This window comes from Pseudomonas sp. ef1 (assembly GCF_007293365.2).
In the GTDB taxonomy this organism is placed as follows: Bacteria; Pseudomonadota; Gammaproteobacteria; order Pseudomonadales; family Pseudomonadaceae; genus Aquipseudomonas; species Aquipseudomonas siliginis.
The window spans coordinates 5,137,854-5,154,533 of record NZ_CM129815.1; the positions used below are offsets into that span (position 1 = coordinate 5,137,854).

General features: G+C 60.5%; 15 protein-coding genes and 1 pseudogene. 12 read left to right on the top strand and 4 right to left on the bottom strand.

Annotated elements, in window-relative coordinates; translation table 11 throughout:
• Nucleotides 1–60 precede the first annotated feature (60 nt).
• Complete coding sequence (locus FEE99_RS23360; protein WP_041478455.1) at nt 61–684, bottom strand: TetR/AcrR family transcriptional regulator; 624 nt, start codon at nt 682–684, stop codon at nt 61–63.
• 184 nt (nt 685–868) lie between these two features.
• On the opposite strand from FEE99_RS23360, the gene FEE99_RS23365 reads away from it, so the two are divergent.
• The 8 genes and pseudogenes from FEE99_RS23365 to ppnP all read left to right on the top strand — a co-directional run bounded on the left by FEE99_RS23365 (nt 869) and on the right by ppnP (nt 10,180).
• Nucleotides 869–2,653 (top strand): acyclic terpene utilization AtuA family protein, encoded by a 1,785-nt coding sequence (locus FEE99_RS23365; protein ID WP_041478454.1) that lies wholly within the window; start codon nt 869–871, stop codon nt 2,651–2,653.
• A 12-nt stretch (nt 2,654–2,665) separates the two neighbouring features.
• A pseudogene (locus FEE99_RS23370) lies at nt 2,666–3,535 on the top strand (SDR family oxidoreductase).
• A gap of 3 nt (nt 3,536–3,538) precedes the next feature.
• The gene (atuC, locus tag FEE99_RS23375; protein ID WP_041478452.1) at nt 3,539–5,155 is read left to right on the top strand and encodes a geranyl-CoA carboxylase subunit beta; all 1,617 of its coding nucleotides are present in this window, start codon (nt 3,539–3,541) and stop codon (nt 5,153–5,155) included.
• 30 nt (nt 5,156–5,185) lie between these two features.
• Nucleotides 5,186–6,343, top strand: coding sequence for a citronellyl-CoA dehydrogenase (gene atuD, locus FEE99_RS23380; RefSeq protein ID WP_041478451.1), 1,158 nt, complete (start codon nt 5,186–5,188; stop codon nt 6,341–6,343).
• The gene (locus tag FEE99_RS23385; RefSeq protein ID WP_041478450.1) at nt 6,340–7,137 is read left to right on the top strand and encodes an enoyl-CoA hydratase/isomerase family protein; all 798 of its coding nucleotides are present in this window, start codon (nt 6,340–6,342) and stop codon (nt 7,135–7,137) included. Before atuD ends, FEE99_RS23385 begins: the two co-directional genes overlap by 4 nt.
• 112 nt (nt 7,138–7,249) lie before the next feature.
• Nucleotides 7,250–9,211 carry an acetyl/propionyl/methylcrotonyl-CoA carboxylase subunit alpha gene (locus FEE99_RS23390; RefSeq protein WP_064361227.1) on the top strand — a complete coding sequence of 654 codons (1,962 nt, stop codon included), beginning with the start codon at nt 7,250–7,252 and terminating at the stop codon, nt 9,209–9,211.
• Nucleotides 9,212–9,281: 70 nt separating this feature from the next.
• On the top strand, nt 9,282–9,824 hold the full coding sequence (locus FEE99_RS23395; RefSeq protein WP_041478448.1) for an exonuclease domain-containing protein: 543 nt from the start codon (nt 9,282–9,284) through the stop codon (nt 9,822–9,824).
• 71 nt (nt 9,825–9,895) lie between these two features.
• Entirely contained in the window at nt 9,896–10,180 is a 285-nt protein-coding gene (ppnP, locus tag FEE99_RS23400) for a pyrimidine/purine nucleoside phosphorylase (protein ID WP_041478447.1), read from the top strand.
• 73 nt (nt 10,181–10,253) lie between these two features.
• On the opposite strand, the gene FEE99_RS23405 is transcribed toward ppnP, so the two are convergent.
• Nucleotides 10,254–11,060, bottom strand: a complete 807-nt coding sequence (locus FEE99_RS23405) for an MOSC domain-containing protein (protein WP_041478446.1) — start codon at nt 11,058–11,060, stop codon at nt 10,254–10,256.
• Nucleotides 11,061–11,250: 190 nt separating this feature from the next.
• Nucleotides 11,251–12,186 carry a chemotaxis protein CheV gene (locus tag FEE99_RS23410; protein WP_016770829.1) on the bottom strand — a complete coding sequence of 312 codons (936 nt, stop codon included), beginning with the start codon at nt 12,184–12,186 and terminating at the stop codon, nt 11,251–11,253.
• Nucleotides 12,187–12,640: 454 nt separating this feature from the next.
• Here FEE99_RS23410 and FEE99_RS23415 point away from each other — a divergent pair, with 454 nt between their 5' ends.
• From FEE99_RS23415 to FEE99_RS23425, 3 genes are all read left to right on the top strand, one after another.
• Complete coding sequence (locus FEE99_RS23415; protein ID WP_041478501.1) at nt 12,641–13,111, top strand: hypothetical protein; 471 nt, start codon at nt 12,641–12,643, stop codon at nt 13,109–13,111.
• A 463-nt stretch (nt 13,112–13,574) separates the two neighbouring features.
• Complete coding sequence (locus tag FEE99_RS23420) at nt 13,575–14,468, top strand: sensor histidine kinase (protein WP_024013690.1); 894 nt, start codon at nt 13,575–13,577, stop codon at nt 14,466–14,468.
• Nucleotides 14,465–15,124: a response regulator gene (locus tag FEE99_RS23425; RefSeq protein WP_041478445.1), complete on the top strand. Its 660-nt coding sequence runs from the start codon at nt 14,465–14,467 to the stop codon at nt 15,122–15,124. Before FEE99_RS23420 ends, FEE99_RS23425 begins: the two co-directional genes overlap by 4 nt.
• Here the strand turns inward: FEE99_RS23425 and yegS are convergent.
• Nucleotides 15,108–16,025: a lipid kinase YegS gene (yegS, locus tag FEE99_RS23430; protein ID WP_041478444.1), complete on the bottom strand. Its 918-nt coding sequence runs from the start codon at nt 16,023–16,025 to the stop codon at nt 15,108–15,110. The two genes, FEE99_RS23425 and yegS, sit on opposite strands and share 17 nt — an antisense overlap.
• A 315-nt stretch (nt 16,026–16,340) precedes the next feature.
• On the opposite strand from yegS, the gene FEE99_RS23435 reads away from it, so the two are divergent.
• Nucleotides 16,341–16,649: a hypothetical protein gene (locus FEE99_RS23435; protein ID WP_172834003.1), complete on the top strand. Its 309-nt coding sequence runs from the start codon at nt 16,341–16,343 to the stop codon at nt 16,647–16,649.
• The last annotated feature ends 31 nt before the right edge of the window (nt 16,650–16,680 follow it).

Genomic DNA, 16,680 nt, shown 5'->3' on the forward strand with positions numbered 1-16,680 from the left:
TGCATTCAAGCTAGGCGGTTTCGCCGACTTAGCCAGTTTCCCGGCCGGTCCGACAACCGTTCAACGCGCTTCGAGGACCAGAATCAACGCTTCATCGGCGAGTTGATCGAGGCTCAAACTGCCGCCGGCACGGAACCAGGTGGTGGTCCAGGACAGTGCGCCGGTAAGGAAACGTCGGGTAATAAAAACGTCGCCGCGAATAAAGCCGGCGTCCTTGGCCTCGCCCAGAACCTGCAGCCAGATGTCTTCATAAACATCACGCAAAGCGAGGACTTTAGCCTGGCCGTCCTCGGACAATGAGCGCCATTCGTACACCAGCACGGCCATCGCCTCGCCACTGCCGCCCATGATCGACTGCAACTCGCAACGAATCAGTGCCAGCACCCTTTCGCGCACATCGCTCGCCTCGGCCAAGGCTGCGCGCATCAACGCGGTGTTGTAGCGGATGGTTTCCTCCATCACCGCGCGGAGAATTTCATCCTTGCTTTTGAAGTGATGAAAAATGCTTCCCGACTGAATGCCCACAGCACTGGCCAGATCACGCACTGTGGTGCGCTCATAGCCTTTGTTGCGAAACAGGTGAGCCGCCACTTGCAGCAATTTGCCACGGGCGCTGTCCGGGTCGGTCAACTGGCCTTGGTCGACCAGTTCGCGCATGACCCGCAGGGCTTTTTGCTCGTCCACCCGTTCTCTCCTACAGTCGATCAGTGTGTTGCCCCCTGTAACCGCAGGGTTGCGCGCAATTTAAGCCGCGCGCGGGCACCAAGCAAGCGCTTGGGCAGAAGAATGTTTCGCCTGTTTACAAACCAAGCGCTTGCTTGGTAGCCTCCAGACACTTCTGTCGCAGGTCCCTGAGTCGGAGATAAAAATGCCAACCACCGTGCGAATCGGCTGCGCCAGTGCTTTTTGGGGCGACACTTCCACTGCTGCCGCCCAGCTTGTCTCCGGCGGAAACCTGGATTATCTGGTGTTCGATTATCTGGCCGAGATCACCATGTCGCTCATGGCTGGTGCGCGTCTTAAAGACCCGCAGGCCGGGTTCGCGGGTGACTTCGTTGAAGTGCTGGCGCCGCTGCTGACGCAGCTGTCCGAACAGAACATCCGCGTGATCAGCAATGCCGGCGGGGTCAATCCGCAGGCTTGCGCGGCGGCCCTGCAAGCGGCCTGCGACCAGGCCGGGGTCCAGTTGAAGATTGCCGTGTTGCTCGGCGACGACCTGCAAGGACAGCTCAAAAGCCCCGCCGACATCCGGGAAATGTTCAGCGGCGCCCCATTGCCGCGTATGTGCGTGTCGACCAACGCTTACCTCGGCGCGCCGGGGATTGTCGAAGCGCTGCGCCTGGGCGCCGACATCGTCCTTACCGGCCGGGTGGTCGACAGCGCCGTGGTCAGTGCGGCGCTGGTTCACGAATTCGGCTGGTCGTGGCATGACTACGACAAACTCGCCCAGGCCGCACTGGCTGGGCACATCATCGAATGCGGCGCGCAGTGCACGGGCGGTAATTTCACCGACTGGCGCGAGGTGCCGGATTACGAGCACATCGGTTTTCCGATCGTCGAGGTCAGCGCCGATGGCCAGTTCCTCGTCAGCAAACCCGCAGGCTCCGGCGGCCTGGTCACGCCGCTGACCGTCGGCGAGCAGATGCTCTACGAAATCGGCGATCCGCAGGCCTATCTGTTACCCGACGTGATCTGCGATTTCAGCCAGGTCAAACTCCAGCAACAGCGCAAAAACGTCGTGCACGTGCACGGTGCCAAAGGCCTGCCGCCCACCGACAAATACAAGGTCAGCGCCACGTACCCGGACGGTTTTCGCTGCACCGCCAGTTGCCTGATGGCCGGCATCGACGCAGTGGACAAGGCGCGGCGGGTCAGTCAGGCAATCATCGACAAGACCGCCGAGATGTTCAGCCTGCGCGGCTGGGCGCCGTACAGCGAAACCCATGTCGAACTGCTCGGCAGCGAAGCCACCTACGGCCCCCACGGCCAGCGCCGCGACAGCCGTGAAGTGGTGATCAAAATCGCCGTGCGCCATCCCGACAAACGCGCACTGGTACTGTTTTCCAGAGAGATCGCCCAGGCCGCGACCGGCATGGCGCCGGGTTTGACCGGCATCGTCGGCGGTCGTCCGACCGTATACCCCCTCATCCGTCTGTTCTCTTTCCTCATCGATAAAAGCGCCTGCACCCTGCAAGTCGACATCGCAGGCGAACGCCATCCGTGCGCCCTGCCCGACCCGGTGGCTCTGGACAGTGCAGATTTGCCGCTCGCCCATCAGCCACCCAGACCCCAGGGCCGCGCCGATGCCAGTGTGCCGTTGGTGAAACTGGCGGTGGCGCGCTCCGGCGACAAGGGCAACCACAGCAACATCGGCGTGATGCCGCGCCATCCCGATTACCTGCCGTGGATCGCCGAAGCTCTGACCCCTTCGGTGGTGGTCGACTGGATGCGGCACGTCCTCGATCCGGTTCTCGGGCGTGTCGAACGCTGGTATCTGCCCGGCACCCACAGCCTCAACTTTCTTTTGGAAAACGCCCTCGGCGGTGGCGGTGTCGCCAGTCTGCGCATCGACCCGCAAGGCAAAGCCTTCGCCCAGCAACTATTGGAAATCCAGATCCCGGTGCCGCAGAGCATCGCCGAACAGCTCGACTAGAGGATGGTGTGCATGGCTTACGCGTCGATTTTCCGCGCCGATCTGTTCAGCGGCCAGAACCTGATTGTCACCGGCGGCGGCAGCGGCATCGGTCGCTGCACCGCCCATGAACTGGCGGCGCTCGGCGCCAATGTGCTGCTGGTCGGGCGCAAGTCGGAAAAGCTGGAAAAAGTCGCCGCCGAAATCACCGAGGACGGCGGCCGCGCGCACTGGAAGGCCTGCGATATCCGCGATGAAGAAGCGGTCAAGCAACTGGTCAAAGAGCTGATCGCCGAACACGGGCCGATCCACGGCCTGGTCAACAACGCCGGCGGCCAGTACCCGTCGCCCTTGGCCTCGATCAATCAGAAGGGCTTTGAAACCGTGCTGCGGACCAATCTGGTCGGCGGCTTTCTGATGGCCCGCGAAGTGTTCAACCAGTCGATGAGCAAACATGGCGGCAGCATCGTCAACATGCTCGCTGACATGTGGGGCGGCATGCCCGGCATGGGCCACTCGGGGGCAGCGCGTTCGGGCATGGACAATTTCACCAAGACCGCCGCGTTCGAGTGAGGTTACGCCGGGGTCCGGGTCAACGCCGTGGCGCCGGGCTGGATTGCGTCCAGCGGCATGGACACTTACGAAGGCGCATTCAAAGCGGTGATTCCGACCCTGCGCGAGCATGTGCCGCTCAAGCGTATCGGCACCGAATCGGAAGTCAGTGCAGCGATCGTGTTTCTGCTCAGCCCGGCGGCGGCATTCATCAGCGGCACCACAGTGAAAATCGACGGCGCCGCCAGCCTCGGCAGTCGCGCCTGGCCGCTGCACAAGGCCAGCCACAGCGAATCGTTCAATGGTTTCCACCGCGCCTATCTACCTGACGTGCTCAAGGACAAGGAATAAGCCATGGCGCAGATTCAGTCGCAACTCGATCCGCACAGCGAAGCGTTCGCGCGCAACCGCGCGGCCATGCTCGCCGCCATCGAGCAGGTGCAGCAGCTCGAACAGAACCTGTTGAACAAGGCCGCCGAAGCCAAAGAAAAATTCAGCAAACGCGGGCAACTGTTGCCCCGCGAGCGCTTGAACCTGTTGCTCGACCCCGGTGCGCCGTTCCTCGAACTGGCCAGCCTCGCCGGCTACAAGTTGCATGACGACAAGGACGGCAGTTCGGCCGGTGGCGGGCTGATTGCCGGCATCGGTTATGTCTGCGGCATCCGCGCGATGGTGGTCGCCAACAACAGCGCGATCAAGGGCGGCACGATCTCGCCGAGCGGCCTGAAAAAATCCCTGCGCCTGCAACAGATTGCTCGAGAAAACAAACTGCCGATGATCACCCTCGCCGAAAGCGGCGGTGCCAATCTCAACTACGCGGCGGAGATTTTTGTCGAAGGTGCGCGCAGTTTCGCCAATCAGGCGCGCATGTCCGCGATGGGTTTGCCGCAGATCACCGTGGTGCACGGCTCGGCCACCGCAGGCGGCGCCTATCAACCGGGGTTGTCGGATTACGTGGTGGTGGTGCGCGGCAAGGCCAAGCTGTTTCTCGCCGGCCCGCCATTGCTCAAAGCGGCGACCGGCGAAGTGGCCACCGATGAAGAACTCGGAGGCGCCGAAATGCACGCGCAAGTCGCCGGCACTGCCGAATATCTCGCTGAAAACGACGCTGACGGCATACGCCAGGTCCGCGACATCATGCGCATGCTGCCATGGAACGAGCAGTTGCCGTGGCTGCCGGAGCCGCAATTCAAAGAACCGCTCTACCCCATCGACGAACTGCTCGGGCTGATCCCGGACGATGCAAAAAAGCCCTACGACGTGCGCGAAATCATCGCGCGGATTGCTGACGAGTCGGACTTTCTCGAATTCAAAGGCGAGTTCGATCAGCAAACCCTTTGCGGCCAACTGAAAATCCAGGGCCGCGCCTGCGGCTTCATCGGCAACAACGGCCCGATTACCCCGCAAGGTGCGAGCAAGGCGGCGCAGTTCATCCAGTTGTGCGACCAGAGCCAGACGCCGCTGCTGTTTTTCCACAACACCACGGGGTTCATGGTCGGCACCGAATCGGAACAGCAAGGGGTGATCAAGCACGGCTCGAAACTGATTCAAGCGGTGGCCAACGCACGGGTGCCTAAACTGACCATTGTCGTCGGCGGTTCCTACGGCGCCGGCAACTACGCCATGTGCGGGCGCGGGCTCGATCCACGCTTCATCTTCGCCTGGCCCAACAGCCGCACGGCAGTAATGGGCGGCGCACAGGCCGGCAAGGTCTTGCGCATCGTTACCGAAGCCAAACAGCTCAAGGACGGCATCGAGCCCGATCCGAAAATGCTCGACATGCTCGAACAGATGACCGCGCAGAAACTCGACAGCCAGTCCACCGCACTGTACGGCAGCGCCAACCTGTGGGACGACGGCCTGATCGACCCGCGCGACACCCGCACCCTGCTCGGTTACTTGCTGGATATCTGCCACGAAGCCGACATGCGCACGCTGCAACCCAACAGCTTCGGCGTCAGCCGCTTCTGACCGCCACGGATCCTACGGAGAACAACAACAATGATCTTCACCCCGGAACACGAAGCCCTGCGTCGCACCGTCCGCCAATTCGTCACGCACGAGATCAACCCGCACGTCGAAGAGTGGGAAAAGGCCGGGCGCTTTCCCATCCACGAAATTTTCCGCAAGGCCGGCGACCTGGGTCTGCTGGGCATTTCCAAGCCGGAAAAATTCGGCGGCATGGGCCTCGATTACAGCTATTCGATTGTCGCCGCCGAAGAGTTCGGCACCATTCATTGCGGCGGGATTCCGATGTCGATCGGCGTGCAGACCGACATGTGCACACCCGCCCTCGCCCGCTTCGGCTCCGATGAATTGCGCGAAGAATTCCTCCGCCCGGCCATCACGGGCGAACAGGTCGGTTGCATCGGCGTTTCCGAAGTCGGCGCCGGCTCCGATGTCGCCGGGCTGAAAACCACGGCACGCAAGGACGGCGACGACTACGTGATCAACGGCAGCAAAATGTGGATCACCAACTCGCCGAGCGCCGATTTCATCTGCCTGCTGGCCAACACTTCGGACGACAAGCCGCACATCAACAAGTCGCTGATCATGGTGCCGATGAACACCCCGGGAATCAGCCTCAGTTCGCACCTGGACAAGCTCGGCATGCGCAGCTCGGAAACCGCGCAGGTGTTCTTCGACAACGTGCGCGTGCCCCAGCGCAACCGCATCGGCCATGAAGGCGCGGGGTTCATGATGCAGATGCTGCAGTTCCAGGAAGAACGTCTGTTCGGCGCGGCGAACATGATCAAGGGCCTGGAATATTGCATCGACAGCACCATCGAGTACTGCAAGGAGCGCAAGACCTTCGGCAACGCGCTGATCGACAACCAGGTGATCCACTTCCGCCTCGCCGAATTGCAGACCGAAATCGAATGCCTGCGCGCCCTGGTCTACCAGGCCACCGAGCAATACATCAAAGGCCAGGACGTCACGCGCCTGGCATCGATGGCCAAGCTCAAGGCCGGACGCCTCGGCCGTGAAGTCAGCGACAGCTGCCTGCAATATTGGGGCGGCATGGGCTTCATGTGGGACAACCCGGTGGCCCGCGCCTATCGCGATGTGCGCCTGGTCTCGATTGGCGGCGGCGCCGACGAAATCATGCTGGGCATCATCTGCAAACTGATGGGCATCCTGCCGGGGAAAAAGAAATGAGCAGCTTGCCCGATTGCCATTCGCTGTTGCTGGAACTGCATGGTGGCGTGCTGCACATCACCCTCAACCGCCCGGACAGCCGCAACGCGATGAGCCTGCAAATGGTCGCCGAACTGCGCGCGGTGCTGGCGGCGGTGCACGATGACCGCACAGTGCGGGCCTTGGTGCTCAGCGGTGCCGGCGGGCATTTCTGCGCCGGTGGCGACATCAAGGACATGGCCAATGCCCGGGCTCAGGGCGCGGACGCTTACCGCGAGTTGAACCGGGCGTTTGGCGCGCTGCTGGAGCAAGCCCAACACACGCCGCAAGTGCTGATCACTGTGCTGCAAGGCGCCGTGCTTGGCGGCGGCTTCGGCCTGGCTTGCGTCAGCGATGTTGCGATTAGCGATCACCAGGCGCAGTTCGGTTTGCCGGAAACCAGCCTTGGCCTGATCCCGGCGCAAATCGCGCCGTTTGTGGTGCAACGGCTCGGCCTGACCGAAACCCGCCGACTCGCGCTGACGGCGGCGCGTTTCGATGGCGCTGAGGCACAGCGTCTGGGCTTGGTGCATTTCGTCGAACAGGATGCCCAGGCGCTGGCAGAACGGCTGGACGAGGTGTTGCAACAGGTACTGCGCTGCGCGCCGGAAGCGAATGCGATGACGAAAAAATTGTTATTGGCCAGCGCCGGGCAGCCTTCGAGTGCATTGCTCAATGAGGCGGCGCAGTGGTTCAGCGCGGCGGTGACCGGAGACGAGGGAATCGAGGGGACCATGGCATTCATGCAGAAACGCAAACCTCGGTGGGTCAGCTAAAAGCTTCGCGAGCAGGCTCGCTCCCACAGGTTGAAATGCATTCCAAATGTGGGAGCGAGCCTGCTCGCGAAGAGGCCATCCCATTCACCGCTATCATTTCAGGAACCCCATCATGCCCACCCTCCAAAAAATCCTGATCGCCAACCGCGGTGAAATCGCCTGCCGCATCCAGCGCACGGCCCAGGCGCTGGGCTATCGCACCGTCGCCGTGTTCAGCGACGCCGACGCCGATGCGCTACACGTGCAAATGGCCGACCAAGCCGTACATATCGGCCCGGCGCCGGTGCAGCAGTCCTACCCCAACATTGCGGCGATCATCGACGCCGCCCGCCGCAGCGGTGCCGATGCGATTCACCCGGGCTACGGTTTTCTCTCGGAAAACGCCGATTTCGCCCGCGCCTGCGCCGAAGCCGGGCTGATCTTCGTCGGCCCCAGCGTCAAAGCCATCGAACTGATGGGCAGCAAACGCCTGTCGAAAATTGCCATGCTTGAGGCCGGGGTTCCATGCATCGCCGGCTACCAGGGAGCAGCGCAGGACGACGCGACCCTATTGGCCGAAGCCGAGCGCATCGGTTATCCGCTGATGATCAAGGCCAGCGCCGGTGGCGGTGGACGCGGCATGCGCCTGGTCCACGAGGCCAGCGACCTGGCGGCGCAACTGCGCACCGCCCGGTCGGAAGCGCTGAACGGTTTCGGTAGCGACGAGTTGATTCTCGAGCAGGCCTTGATCGAACCGCGCCACGTCGAAGTGCAACTGTTCGGCGACCAGCACGGGCATCTGGTCTATCTCGGCGAACGCGATTGCTCGATCCAGCGCCGCCATCAGAAAGTCATCGAAGAAGCGCCGTGCCCGGTGATGACCGCCGAGCTGCGCCAGGCCATGGGCGAAGCAGCACTCAAGGCCGGGCGCGCGGTGGATTACGTCGGCGCCGGCACCGTGGAGTTCCTGCTCGACGCGCGCGGGCAATTCTACTTTCTGGAAATGAACACCCGTCTGCAGGTCGAACATCCAGTGACGGAAATGATCACCGGCCTCGATCTGGTCGCGTGGCAACTGCTGGTTGCCGAGGGCCAGCCGCTGCCGCTGACCCAGGAGCAGATCCGTCTCGACGGTCACGCCATGGAAGTGCGCCTCTACGCTGAAGATCCCGCTGCGGATTTTCTCCCGCAAACCGGCCGAATTGCCGCATGGCAGCCGGCTTCTGATCACGGCGCACGGATCGATCACGGTCTGCTTGAAGGCCAGTGGGTCAGCCCGTTCTACGACCCGATGCTGGGCAAACTGATCGCCCATGGTGCAACCCGCGAAGAGGCACGGCGCAAGCTGTTGCGTGCGGTGCAGGACACCGTGCTGCTCGGCGTGCAAAGCAATCAACGTTTGCTCGAGGGCCTGTTGCAACATCCGCAGTTCATCAGCGGCGATTTCAGCACCGCTTTCATCCAGGAACATTTTTCCAGCCATGCCTGCCTTAACCCATTTGTGCCGACGGCGGAGCAACTGGCGATTGCTGTGGTGTTGTTCTATCAGGCCAGCGCCCTGCCCCATCGCGCCCCGCTGAACGGCTGGCGCAACAACGCGAGCGTGCCGTTGCACTATCGACTCGGCAGTGACGACCAGGACTGGACGCTGTCGGTGCTGGCGCGCAAATCCGGCGAATGTGTCGTGCAGCTGGGCGAACGCACGCTGGAGTTGAAAATCATCAAGCACACCGCGCAATCGGTAACCATGGAAATCGACGGCCTGCGCCAGCGTCATGCCTACCGTCTTCACGATGGTCAGCTATGGCTGTTCACCCATCCGGGCAGCCTGCGCCTGGAGGATCGAACTCATGCGCCGATCGACAGTCAGACCAGCGTCGCTTCCGGCACCCTCAAAGCGCCGATGGACGGTGCCATTGTCGACGTGCTGGTCAGCGAAGGCAGTACCGTCAGCAAAGGTCAATTGCTGGTGGTGCTGGAGGCAATGAAAATGGAGCATCCGCTGAAGGCCGGCATCGATGGCGTGCTCAAACGGGTGCAAGTGAAGATCGGCGATCAGGTAAAAAATCGTCAGGTTCTGTTGCAGGTCGAGTAGTCGCCCAGGCACAAGCGCGGGGTTTGACTACGCTCTGATAAATCAGAACGCGGAAATCAGGAACCCTGCGATGCCCCATTGGCTGGTCATAGATCTGGAAGCCACCACAGACGAGGGTGGCTGGCCGGTCACGGAGATGGAAATTATCGAGATCGGTGCGACCCTGGTCGACCGCGCCGGGCGCGAACAGGATCACTTCCAGCGCTTCGTCAAACCGACCCGCCGTCCATTGCTGACGTCGTTCTGTCGGGAGCTGACGCATATCACTCAAGCCAACATCGATTCGGCACAACCGCTGAGCGAGGTCTGGCCAGCCTTTGAGCGTTGGCTGGCGCAGCATCAGGCTCGCCTTGAAGGCTGGGCCAGTTGGGGCGGCTACGATCGCCAGCAGTTGCTCCAGGAGTGGCAGCGCCTGAACATCGACAGCGGCCTGAGCAAAGTCCCGCACATGAACCTCAAACAGCGCTTCGCCAAGGCCCGGCGCCTGGAACGACCACTGGGGCTCAACGCAGCGTTGCAGCTGGCGGGCATGCAGTTCAACGGCCAACAACATCGCGCGCTGGAAGATGCCCGCAATACTGCACGGTTATTGCCGCTGGTCCTGCCGCTCTAGACGCGTGACGGCGCGAAAAGCCTTGTGCATACTGGCCGCCCCCTTTTAAGCCCTTTTCGAGGAATCCGCCCATGTTTAAAGTCAACGAGTACTTCGACGGCACCGTCAAGTCGATCGCCTTTGGCACCGCTGAAGGTCCGGCGACCATTGGCGTCATGGCCCCGGGCGAATACGAATTCGGCACCAGCCAGCGCGAGATCATGCATGTGGTTTCCGGCGCGCTGAGCGTAAAACTGCCAGACAGCGGCGACTGGGAAACCTTCGCCGCCGGCAGCCAGTTCAACGTCCCGGCCAACAGCAAGTTCCAACTGAAAGTCGCCGTTGATACCGCTTACCTGTGCGAATACCGCGGCTGATCCCGCCGGTTTTACTGCGCAAAAAAAATGCCCGCGTCCAAAAGACCCGGGCATTTTTCGTTTCAGCGACAACCTATTCGAGAATTTCCACCGGCATGCCGACTTCCAGGCGGCCGTTGCCGTCGTTGACCAGATTCTGCCCGAACATCGCGCCATCGGCGGTTGAGCGATGTTTCTGTAACGTCGCGAACGGCTCGCGATCGGCGCTACGCTCACCGGTTTGCGGGTCGACAGTGGTCATGATGCAACGCGCGCACGGCTTGACCACGCGAAATTCGATGTCGCCAATGCGAATACGCTTCCAGTTGTCCTCGGCGTAAGGCGCGCTGCCTTCGATGACCAGATTCGGGCGAAAGCGCAGCATCTCCAGCTCTCGCCCTACCGTTTCCGAGAGTGCCAGCCGCGAGGCTTCGCCGATCAGCAGCAACGGATAACCGTCGGCGAACGCCACTTGATCGTCATCCTTGCCGAAACCCGACTGCGTGGTGCGTGCCCGCTCGAGTGGCATTTGCACCAGACGTGTCGGCTTGCCGAGGAAGTCGCTGACAAAACGCGCGGCTTGATCACCGGCGTCCGGCACACGCAGGGTGTCACGCCAGATCGTCACACCGCGCAGCTCGGCGTCGGCCGTGGGCAGCGCGACCTCGATAGTACCCTGCTCGGGAGCGCTCAGGGTCAGACCGCCGCTGACATTCCACAACGCCGACAACTGACTCATCTTCGCTTCGGCACGCTGGGTCAGAAAGCGCCCGCTGGCCTCGTCCACCAGCATCCAGCGTCGGTCGCCCACCAGCCCGAGCTTGTCCAGCTCGATGCTTTGCAGCATTTCGCCCTTGCCGGATTTCAACGGGTAACGATAAAGCGCGCTCAGACGCAGCATGGCCAGCTCCCTGATGGAAAAACGCCACCCTATACGAGCTTCAATACCGAATCAAAGCCGTCATTAATGTAAATACACTTCTGTGGGAGCGAGCCTGCTCGCGAAGAGGCCGGCACATTCACCATCAATGTGTCCGACCCTGCGCTTTCGCGAGCAGGCTCGCTCCCACAGGAAGCAAGATGTGCGTGTTTCAGGCCGGCACGGCGTCGAGCATCAGACGCTGGCGCACCACGTCGACCAGTTTGTCCGGCTGGAATTTGGAGAGGAAGTTGTCGCAACCGACCTTCTTCACCATCGAGTCGTTGAAACTGCCGGAAAGCGAGGTGTGCAACACGACGTACAAGCCACGCAGGCGAGGGTCGTTGCGAATTTCCGTGGTCAGGCGATAGCCGTCCATTTCCGGCATTTCCGCATCGGTGAAGATCATCAGCAGTTTATCGGTCATGTGCACGCCGGTATCGGCCCAGGCCTTGAGCATGTTCAAGGCTTTCAGACCGTCGCTGGCAATGTGCATTTTCACCCCGAGCTGGCCGAGGGTATCGCGCAATTGCGAAAGCGCCACGTTGGAATCATCCACCAGCAACACTTCGCGGCCACGCGCGCGCTCGAGTACCGGATCGTCGAGTTTCTCCCGCGAGACCTTGGCGTTGTACGGGACGATTTCAGCGAGGACTTTCTCGACGTCGATGATCTCCACCAGTTGATCGTCGACCTTGCTGATCGCGGTCAGATAATGCTGGCGACCCGCACTGGTCGGCGGCGGCAGAATGGCTTCCCAGTTCATGTTGACGATGCGGTCGACACCGCCGACGAGGAAGGCCTGCACCGAACGGTTGTATTCGGTGACGATGATCGTGCTGTTCGGGCCCGGCACCAGTGGGCGCATGCCGATTGCCTGGGACAGGTCGATCACCGGCAATGTCTGCCCGCGCAGATTGACCACGCCGCAGACGAAAGGATGACGCTGCGGCATCAGGGTCAGCTTGGGCAGTTGCAGCACTTCCTGAACCTTGAACACGTTGATCGCGAACAGCTGGCGTCCTGCCAGGCGAAACATGAGGATTTCCAGGCGATTCTCACCCACCAGTTGCGTGCGTTGGTCTACCGTGTCGAGAATGCCGGCCATCAATGACTCCTGGGCTTGTTCTGATGAATTCACTATGGGGGTTTATCGGCTGCATTCAGCTAATCTTGATTGCTGTAAAGCGCGTCGCTAAAAATGCCACAAACGGCCATTGATGTCACACTGACATCATGCTTTACTGGCATTCGTGATTTCATCTGCTAGATTCATTGCGGCGCGACCTCGGTTTGCACGTTAGGTTCCCGCGCCTAAGGGATTCCCCTAGGATCAATCAGGCCCAACCTGATATTCGCCATTTCCAATAGCCATTACTGTGACGCCATTCTCATTGCATGAACGGAGTCAGGCTATTGTGTGCGATCGCAATTCAGTGGCAACCCACCCTCTGGAACCCCTCGGTCCGTGCACCTGCACCGCCGGGCGCGATCTGCCGACGATTCACGATCGTCGCCACACACGGCCATCCGTCAACCAACACGACGTGGTGGAGATGAACATGCCAATCGACCGTAAAGACTGGGCGCAACGCTTCCCCGAATTTCTGGTCGAGGCCGAAACGCTTCTCGCCAAGTCCGAAGAATGCCTGAGCCATCTGCAACTGATCAGCAATGACAAGGATGCCATCGACTGCATGCTCGGCACTCTGCTGAAGCTGGCCGGCCGGGCCGAAGCACTGGCGCTGGAAGCGATCTCCGAGTTTTCCCTGCACATCTACAGCCTGCTCAATTTGCAGCATGACCACGTCGATCTGCACGAGCAGGCCCTCGATGCGTTACGCGACTGCCTGACCTTGATGGCGTGGCAGCTCGAGCTGGTCGATCCCATGACCGGGCAGCTGACCCTGGATAAAAGCGAACAGACTGATCTGCTCGAAGCCTTCGCGGCACAAATGGGCCAAACCTCGTTCGAGCCCAAGATGGTGAGCAAACGTTTGCTCTCTTCATCCTTTACCGCGCGCCAGGCTTGAGCCGGTAAGTCGCGATATTGTCGTAAATGAATACTTCGTGCCTGAAAGCGACAATCTGGGGCAAATAATCAGCCCGACCAACGGTTAATTTTCAGGTGCCGCCATCAGGGTTTTCCCTGTGCCCACCGAGCGACACTTCCAGGCAAATCGAAGTGGCCCAAATACAACAACTCCAGCTTTTTCCAATATGGAACTTGCGTCCACGATCCGATATTTCCTGACTGAATAGACATATATAGCAACCGCGACCAACGGTATGTTAAGTGGTACTATGCCGCCGGTTAGTTGCCTGCCGGTTAATGGCATACTGACTTCAGTGTTACCTTTTCGATGTTATTGCCAGTCAATGATCGCTTAATGAATGCGGATTGAATCAATAACATAAATGACAGTATTTCCACACAGAGATCCGCCAGTCACCGGTCGGTCTGCCCGCAGCGAACATCCATTGGCTCCATCCGTTATGTACGCCAGTCTCAAGTCACTCATTACATGGCCACCTTCTCGGGAAAACGCCCGGCGCTTCACACTTGTTCTGTGTGTTCTGGCGACCTTGGGCAGTCTGCTGGCGTATGTTGTTTCCGCACGCCTTCCTTTGGGATTGCTGGCGCTCGACATCGCCGCCACCGCGTGCGTCTGGGTGCAATATCGCTTGTCGCGCAAATCGATAAAATTTCAGCCGCAAGAGCTGGCTGACCGACTGTTGCAAGTCCAGGAAAACGAGCGTCATCGCCTCAGCCGTGAATTGCACGACGATATCGGCCAGTTGCTCACCGCCGCCAAACTGCAAAGTGACTGGCTCAAACGCCGCCTGCCGGAGGATCTGCAGGAACAATGCAAGGTGCTCTGCGACACGCTGGATGAAACCCTGACCAAGGTGCGTGACGTCTCGGCGATTCTCAATCCACGTCAATTGACCAGCCTGGGCCTCGAAGCCAGCCTGCGTGCGCACTTGCTCAAGACACTGGCCAACACGCCGGTCAACTGGAGTCTCGATTGCCAGCAACGGCTCAACGGCATCCCCGAGGAAATGGCCGTCGCGGCGTTTCGCATTGCCCAGGAAGCCGTGACCAACATCCTCCGGCACGCACAGGCAAAAAACCTGTTGATTCGGGTACAGCGATTGCCGCAAGGTCTGACGCTGTTGATCAGTGATGACGGCCTGGGTTTTGCCCCGGCGGCCGACCCGGCCAGAGAAGGTCAACGCGGCATGGCCGGAATGGCCGAGCGCATCGAACAGTTGGGCGGCACATTGAGCGTTATCAGCGAGCCGGGCAAAGGCACTCGAATCGAAGCACTTTTCCCCTGGGCGCCGCGAGCGCTCGAACGGGCCAGTACGAATAAGGTTATGCGTTGACTTGTAACTTACTTCTGGTGGATGACCACTCGCTGATCAGAGCCGGCGTGCGTGCTCTGGTTCTGGATATTCCCGGTTACGCGGTAATCGGCGAAGCCAGTGATGGTTCGCAATTGCTCGAAATGGTCGAGCAACTGAGCCCCGACATCGTATTGCTGGACATCTCGATGAGGGAAACCGGTGGCCTGGAAGCGCTGCAACGCCTCAAGCGCGTTCGGCCGCAGAGCAAAGTGCTGATCCTGTCGATGCACACCGATCCAGCGCTGATCATGCAGGCGCTGGAGTCCGGTGCCCATGGCTACCTGCTCAAGGACACCACGGCCACCGAGCTCGAGCACGCGCTGGAAGCCCTCCGCAACAACGAACGCTATCTCAGCCCGGCCATCGCTCACACCGTGATCAATCAGGCACTGACTCGCAACCAGAAAAGCCAGCCGGACATCGCCGATTCGCACAATCTGACCGCGCGCCAGCTGGAAATCCTTCGCCTGATCGTGCGCGGCAAATCGACCCGGGAAATCGCCAATGGCCTGGGCTTGAGCGTCAAGACCGTGGAAACCCACCGCGCTCAGATCATGAAGCGCTTGCAGATCTATGACGTGGCGGGCCTGGTGCTGTTCGCCGTGCGTGAGCAGATCATCAGTCTTGATGACTGACTGGCGTCAGTTGACTCAATAGCGGCGAGTCCTTTGGCAAGTGCACCTGCAACGCTGCGGGTTTCGCAACAAAACGCAGACTGTCGCCTTCCAGCGGCTCGCCGTCGAGATTGATGCTCAGCCCTTCGGCGACCTTGATCTCGACCCACGGCAATCGCGCCCGCACGAACATGTTGTCAAGGCCGAAGCCCTCGCTCAGCAGATTCTTCAGCGTGCCGACCAGTTCTTGCGGTGCCGGCAGGATACTGATGTCCAGCAAACCATCATCGACCTGTGCCTCGGGGCACAGCACATGGCCGCCACCCGCCTGCCGACCGTTACCGATACCCAGCGCCAGCAGCTCACCCTGCCAATGGAAATCCGGGCCTTGCAACTCGCCGTAAGCGGCATGCAGTTCGCTGAACCGGGTCAGGCCGGTAAACAGATAAGCGGCGCCGCCCAAGACCTTTTTCAGGTCTTCCGAAGTATTGGCGGTCACCTGGCTGCCGAATCCGCCGGTCGCCATGTTCAGGAAAATCTGCCCGCCCACTTCGCCCAGATCGATATCCGAGGGCTGAACATCCAGTAGCTCAAGGGCTTCGGCAGGCTCCAGGGAAATACCGGCAGCGCGGGAGAAATCGTTGGCGGTCCCCAGCGGCAGCAACACAAGACTGGCTTTTTGCGGATGCTGAGCCAGCGCCTCGGCAATATCGCGCAACGTGCCATCACCGCCACCGGCGATGATTTTGCTGTAGCCGGCCGCCAACGCTTCCTCGACCAGACGCTGGGCGTCGCCGGCCTCCCAGGTCACTCGCACAGCCAGTTCCCAGCCTTGCTCACGCTTGGCTTCGACGGCAGCGCGGACATCCTCGTTGAGTGCCTGTTTGCCATGCAAGATCAGCAGTGCCCGGCGTTCACTCATAACGTCACTCCAAGAATTGAAATCGATTGAAACATCTTGACCACTGTGCGCCTTAAAAAAGCCACCAAGCTGGCAATTAATTCTTCGTCCAACTGCTGGCGTCCTACACAGCGGTATTTTTTCTTACGAAACAAGAGGAATCGGCTTAATTGACCCCGTCCGACCATTGGGTCACCGTGTGCCAGCAGCATCAACCTTCAACCCAATAACACAAGGATGTGCCGGTAATGAACGGATACCCCCCGATTTATTTCCATGAATCGAGCAATGGCGAAACCAGCAAGCGTGCAGTTGATACGATCGGCGAGAAATTCCATGCACAACCATGAAACCAAGGCACCGGTGAGCCCGGTCGCCGCTCTCGCCGAAAGTCGTGCCAGCAAGAAACCAGACTTCTGTAACAGCGCCAAGACCCCTGGAGAGTTTGATATGGAACCCCGAGTCAGCGAGCTGGAGACTCACTTCAAATACATGCGCCGCGATATGGACGAAGTGCTCAATGATGTCCGGACGATCAAACACCGTCTGGCGTATTCGGCGGGTGCCACCGCTGTCATCCTCGGACTGCTGGGCTGGGTGGCCAACAGCCGATTCGACCAGCTGGTGACATTGATCAGCAACTGACCGAATCATTCGTTGCACGCGCCGTGCGCAT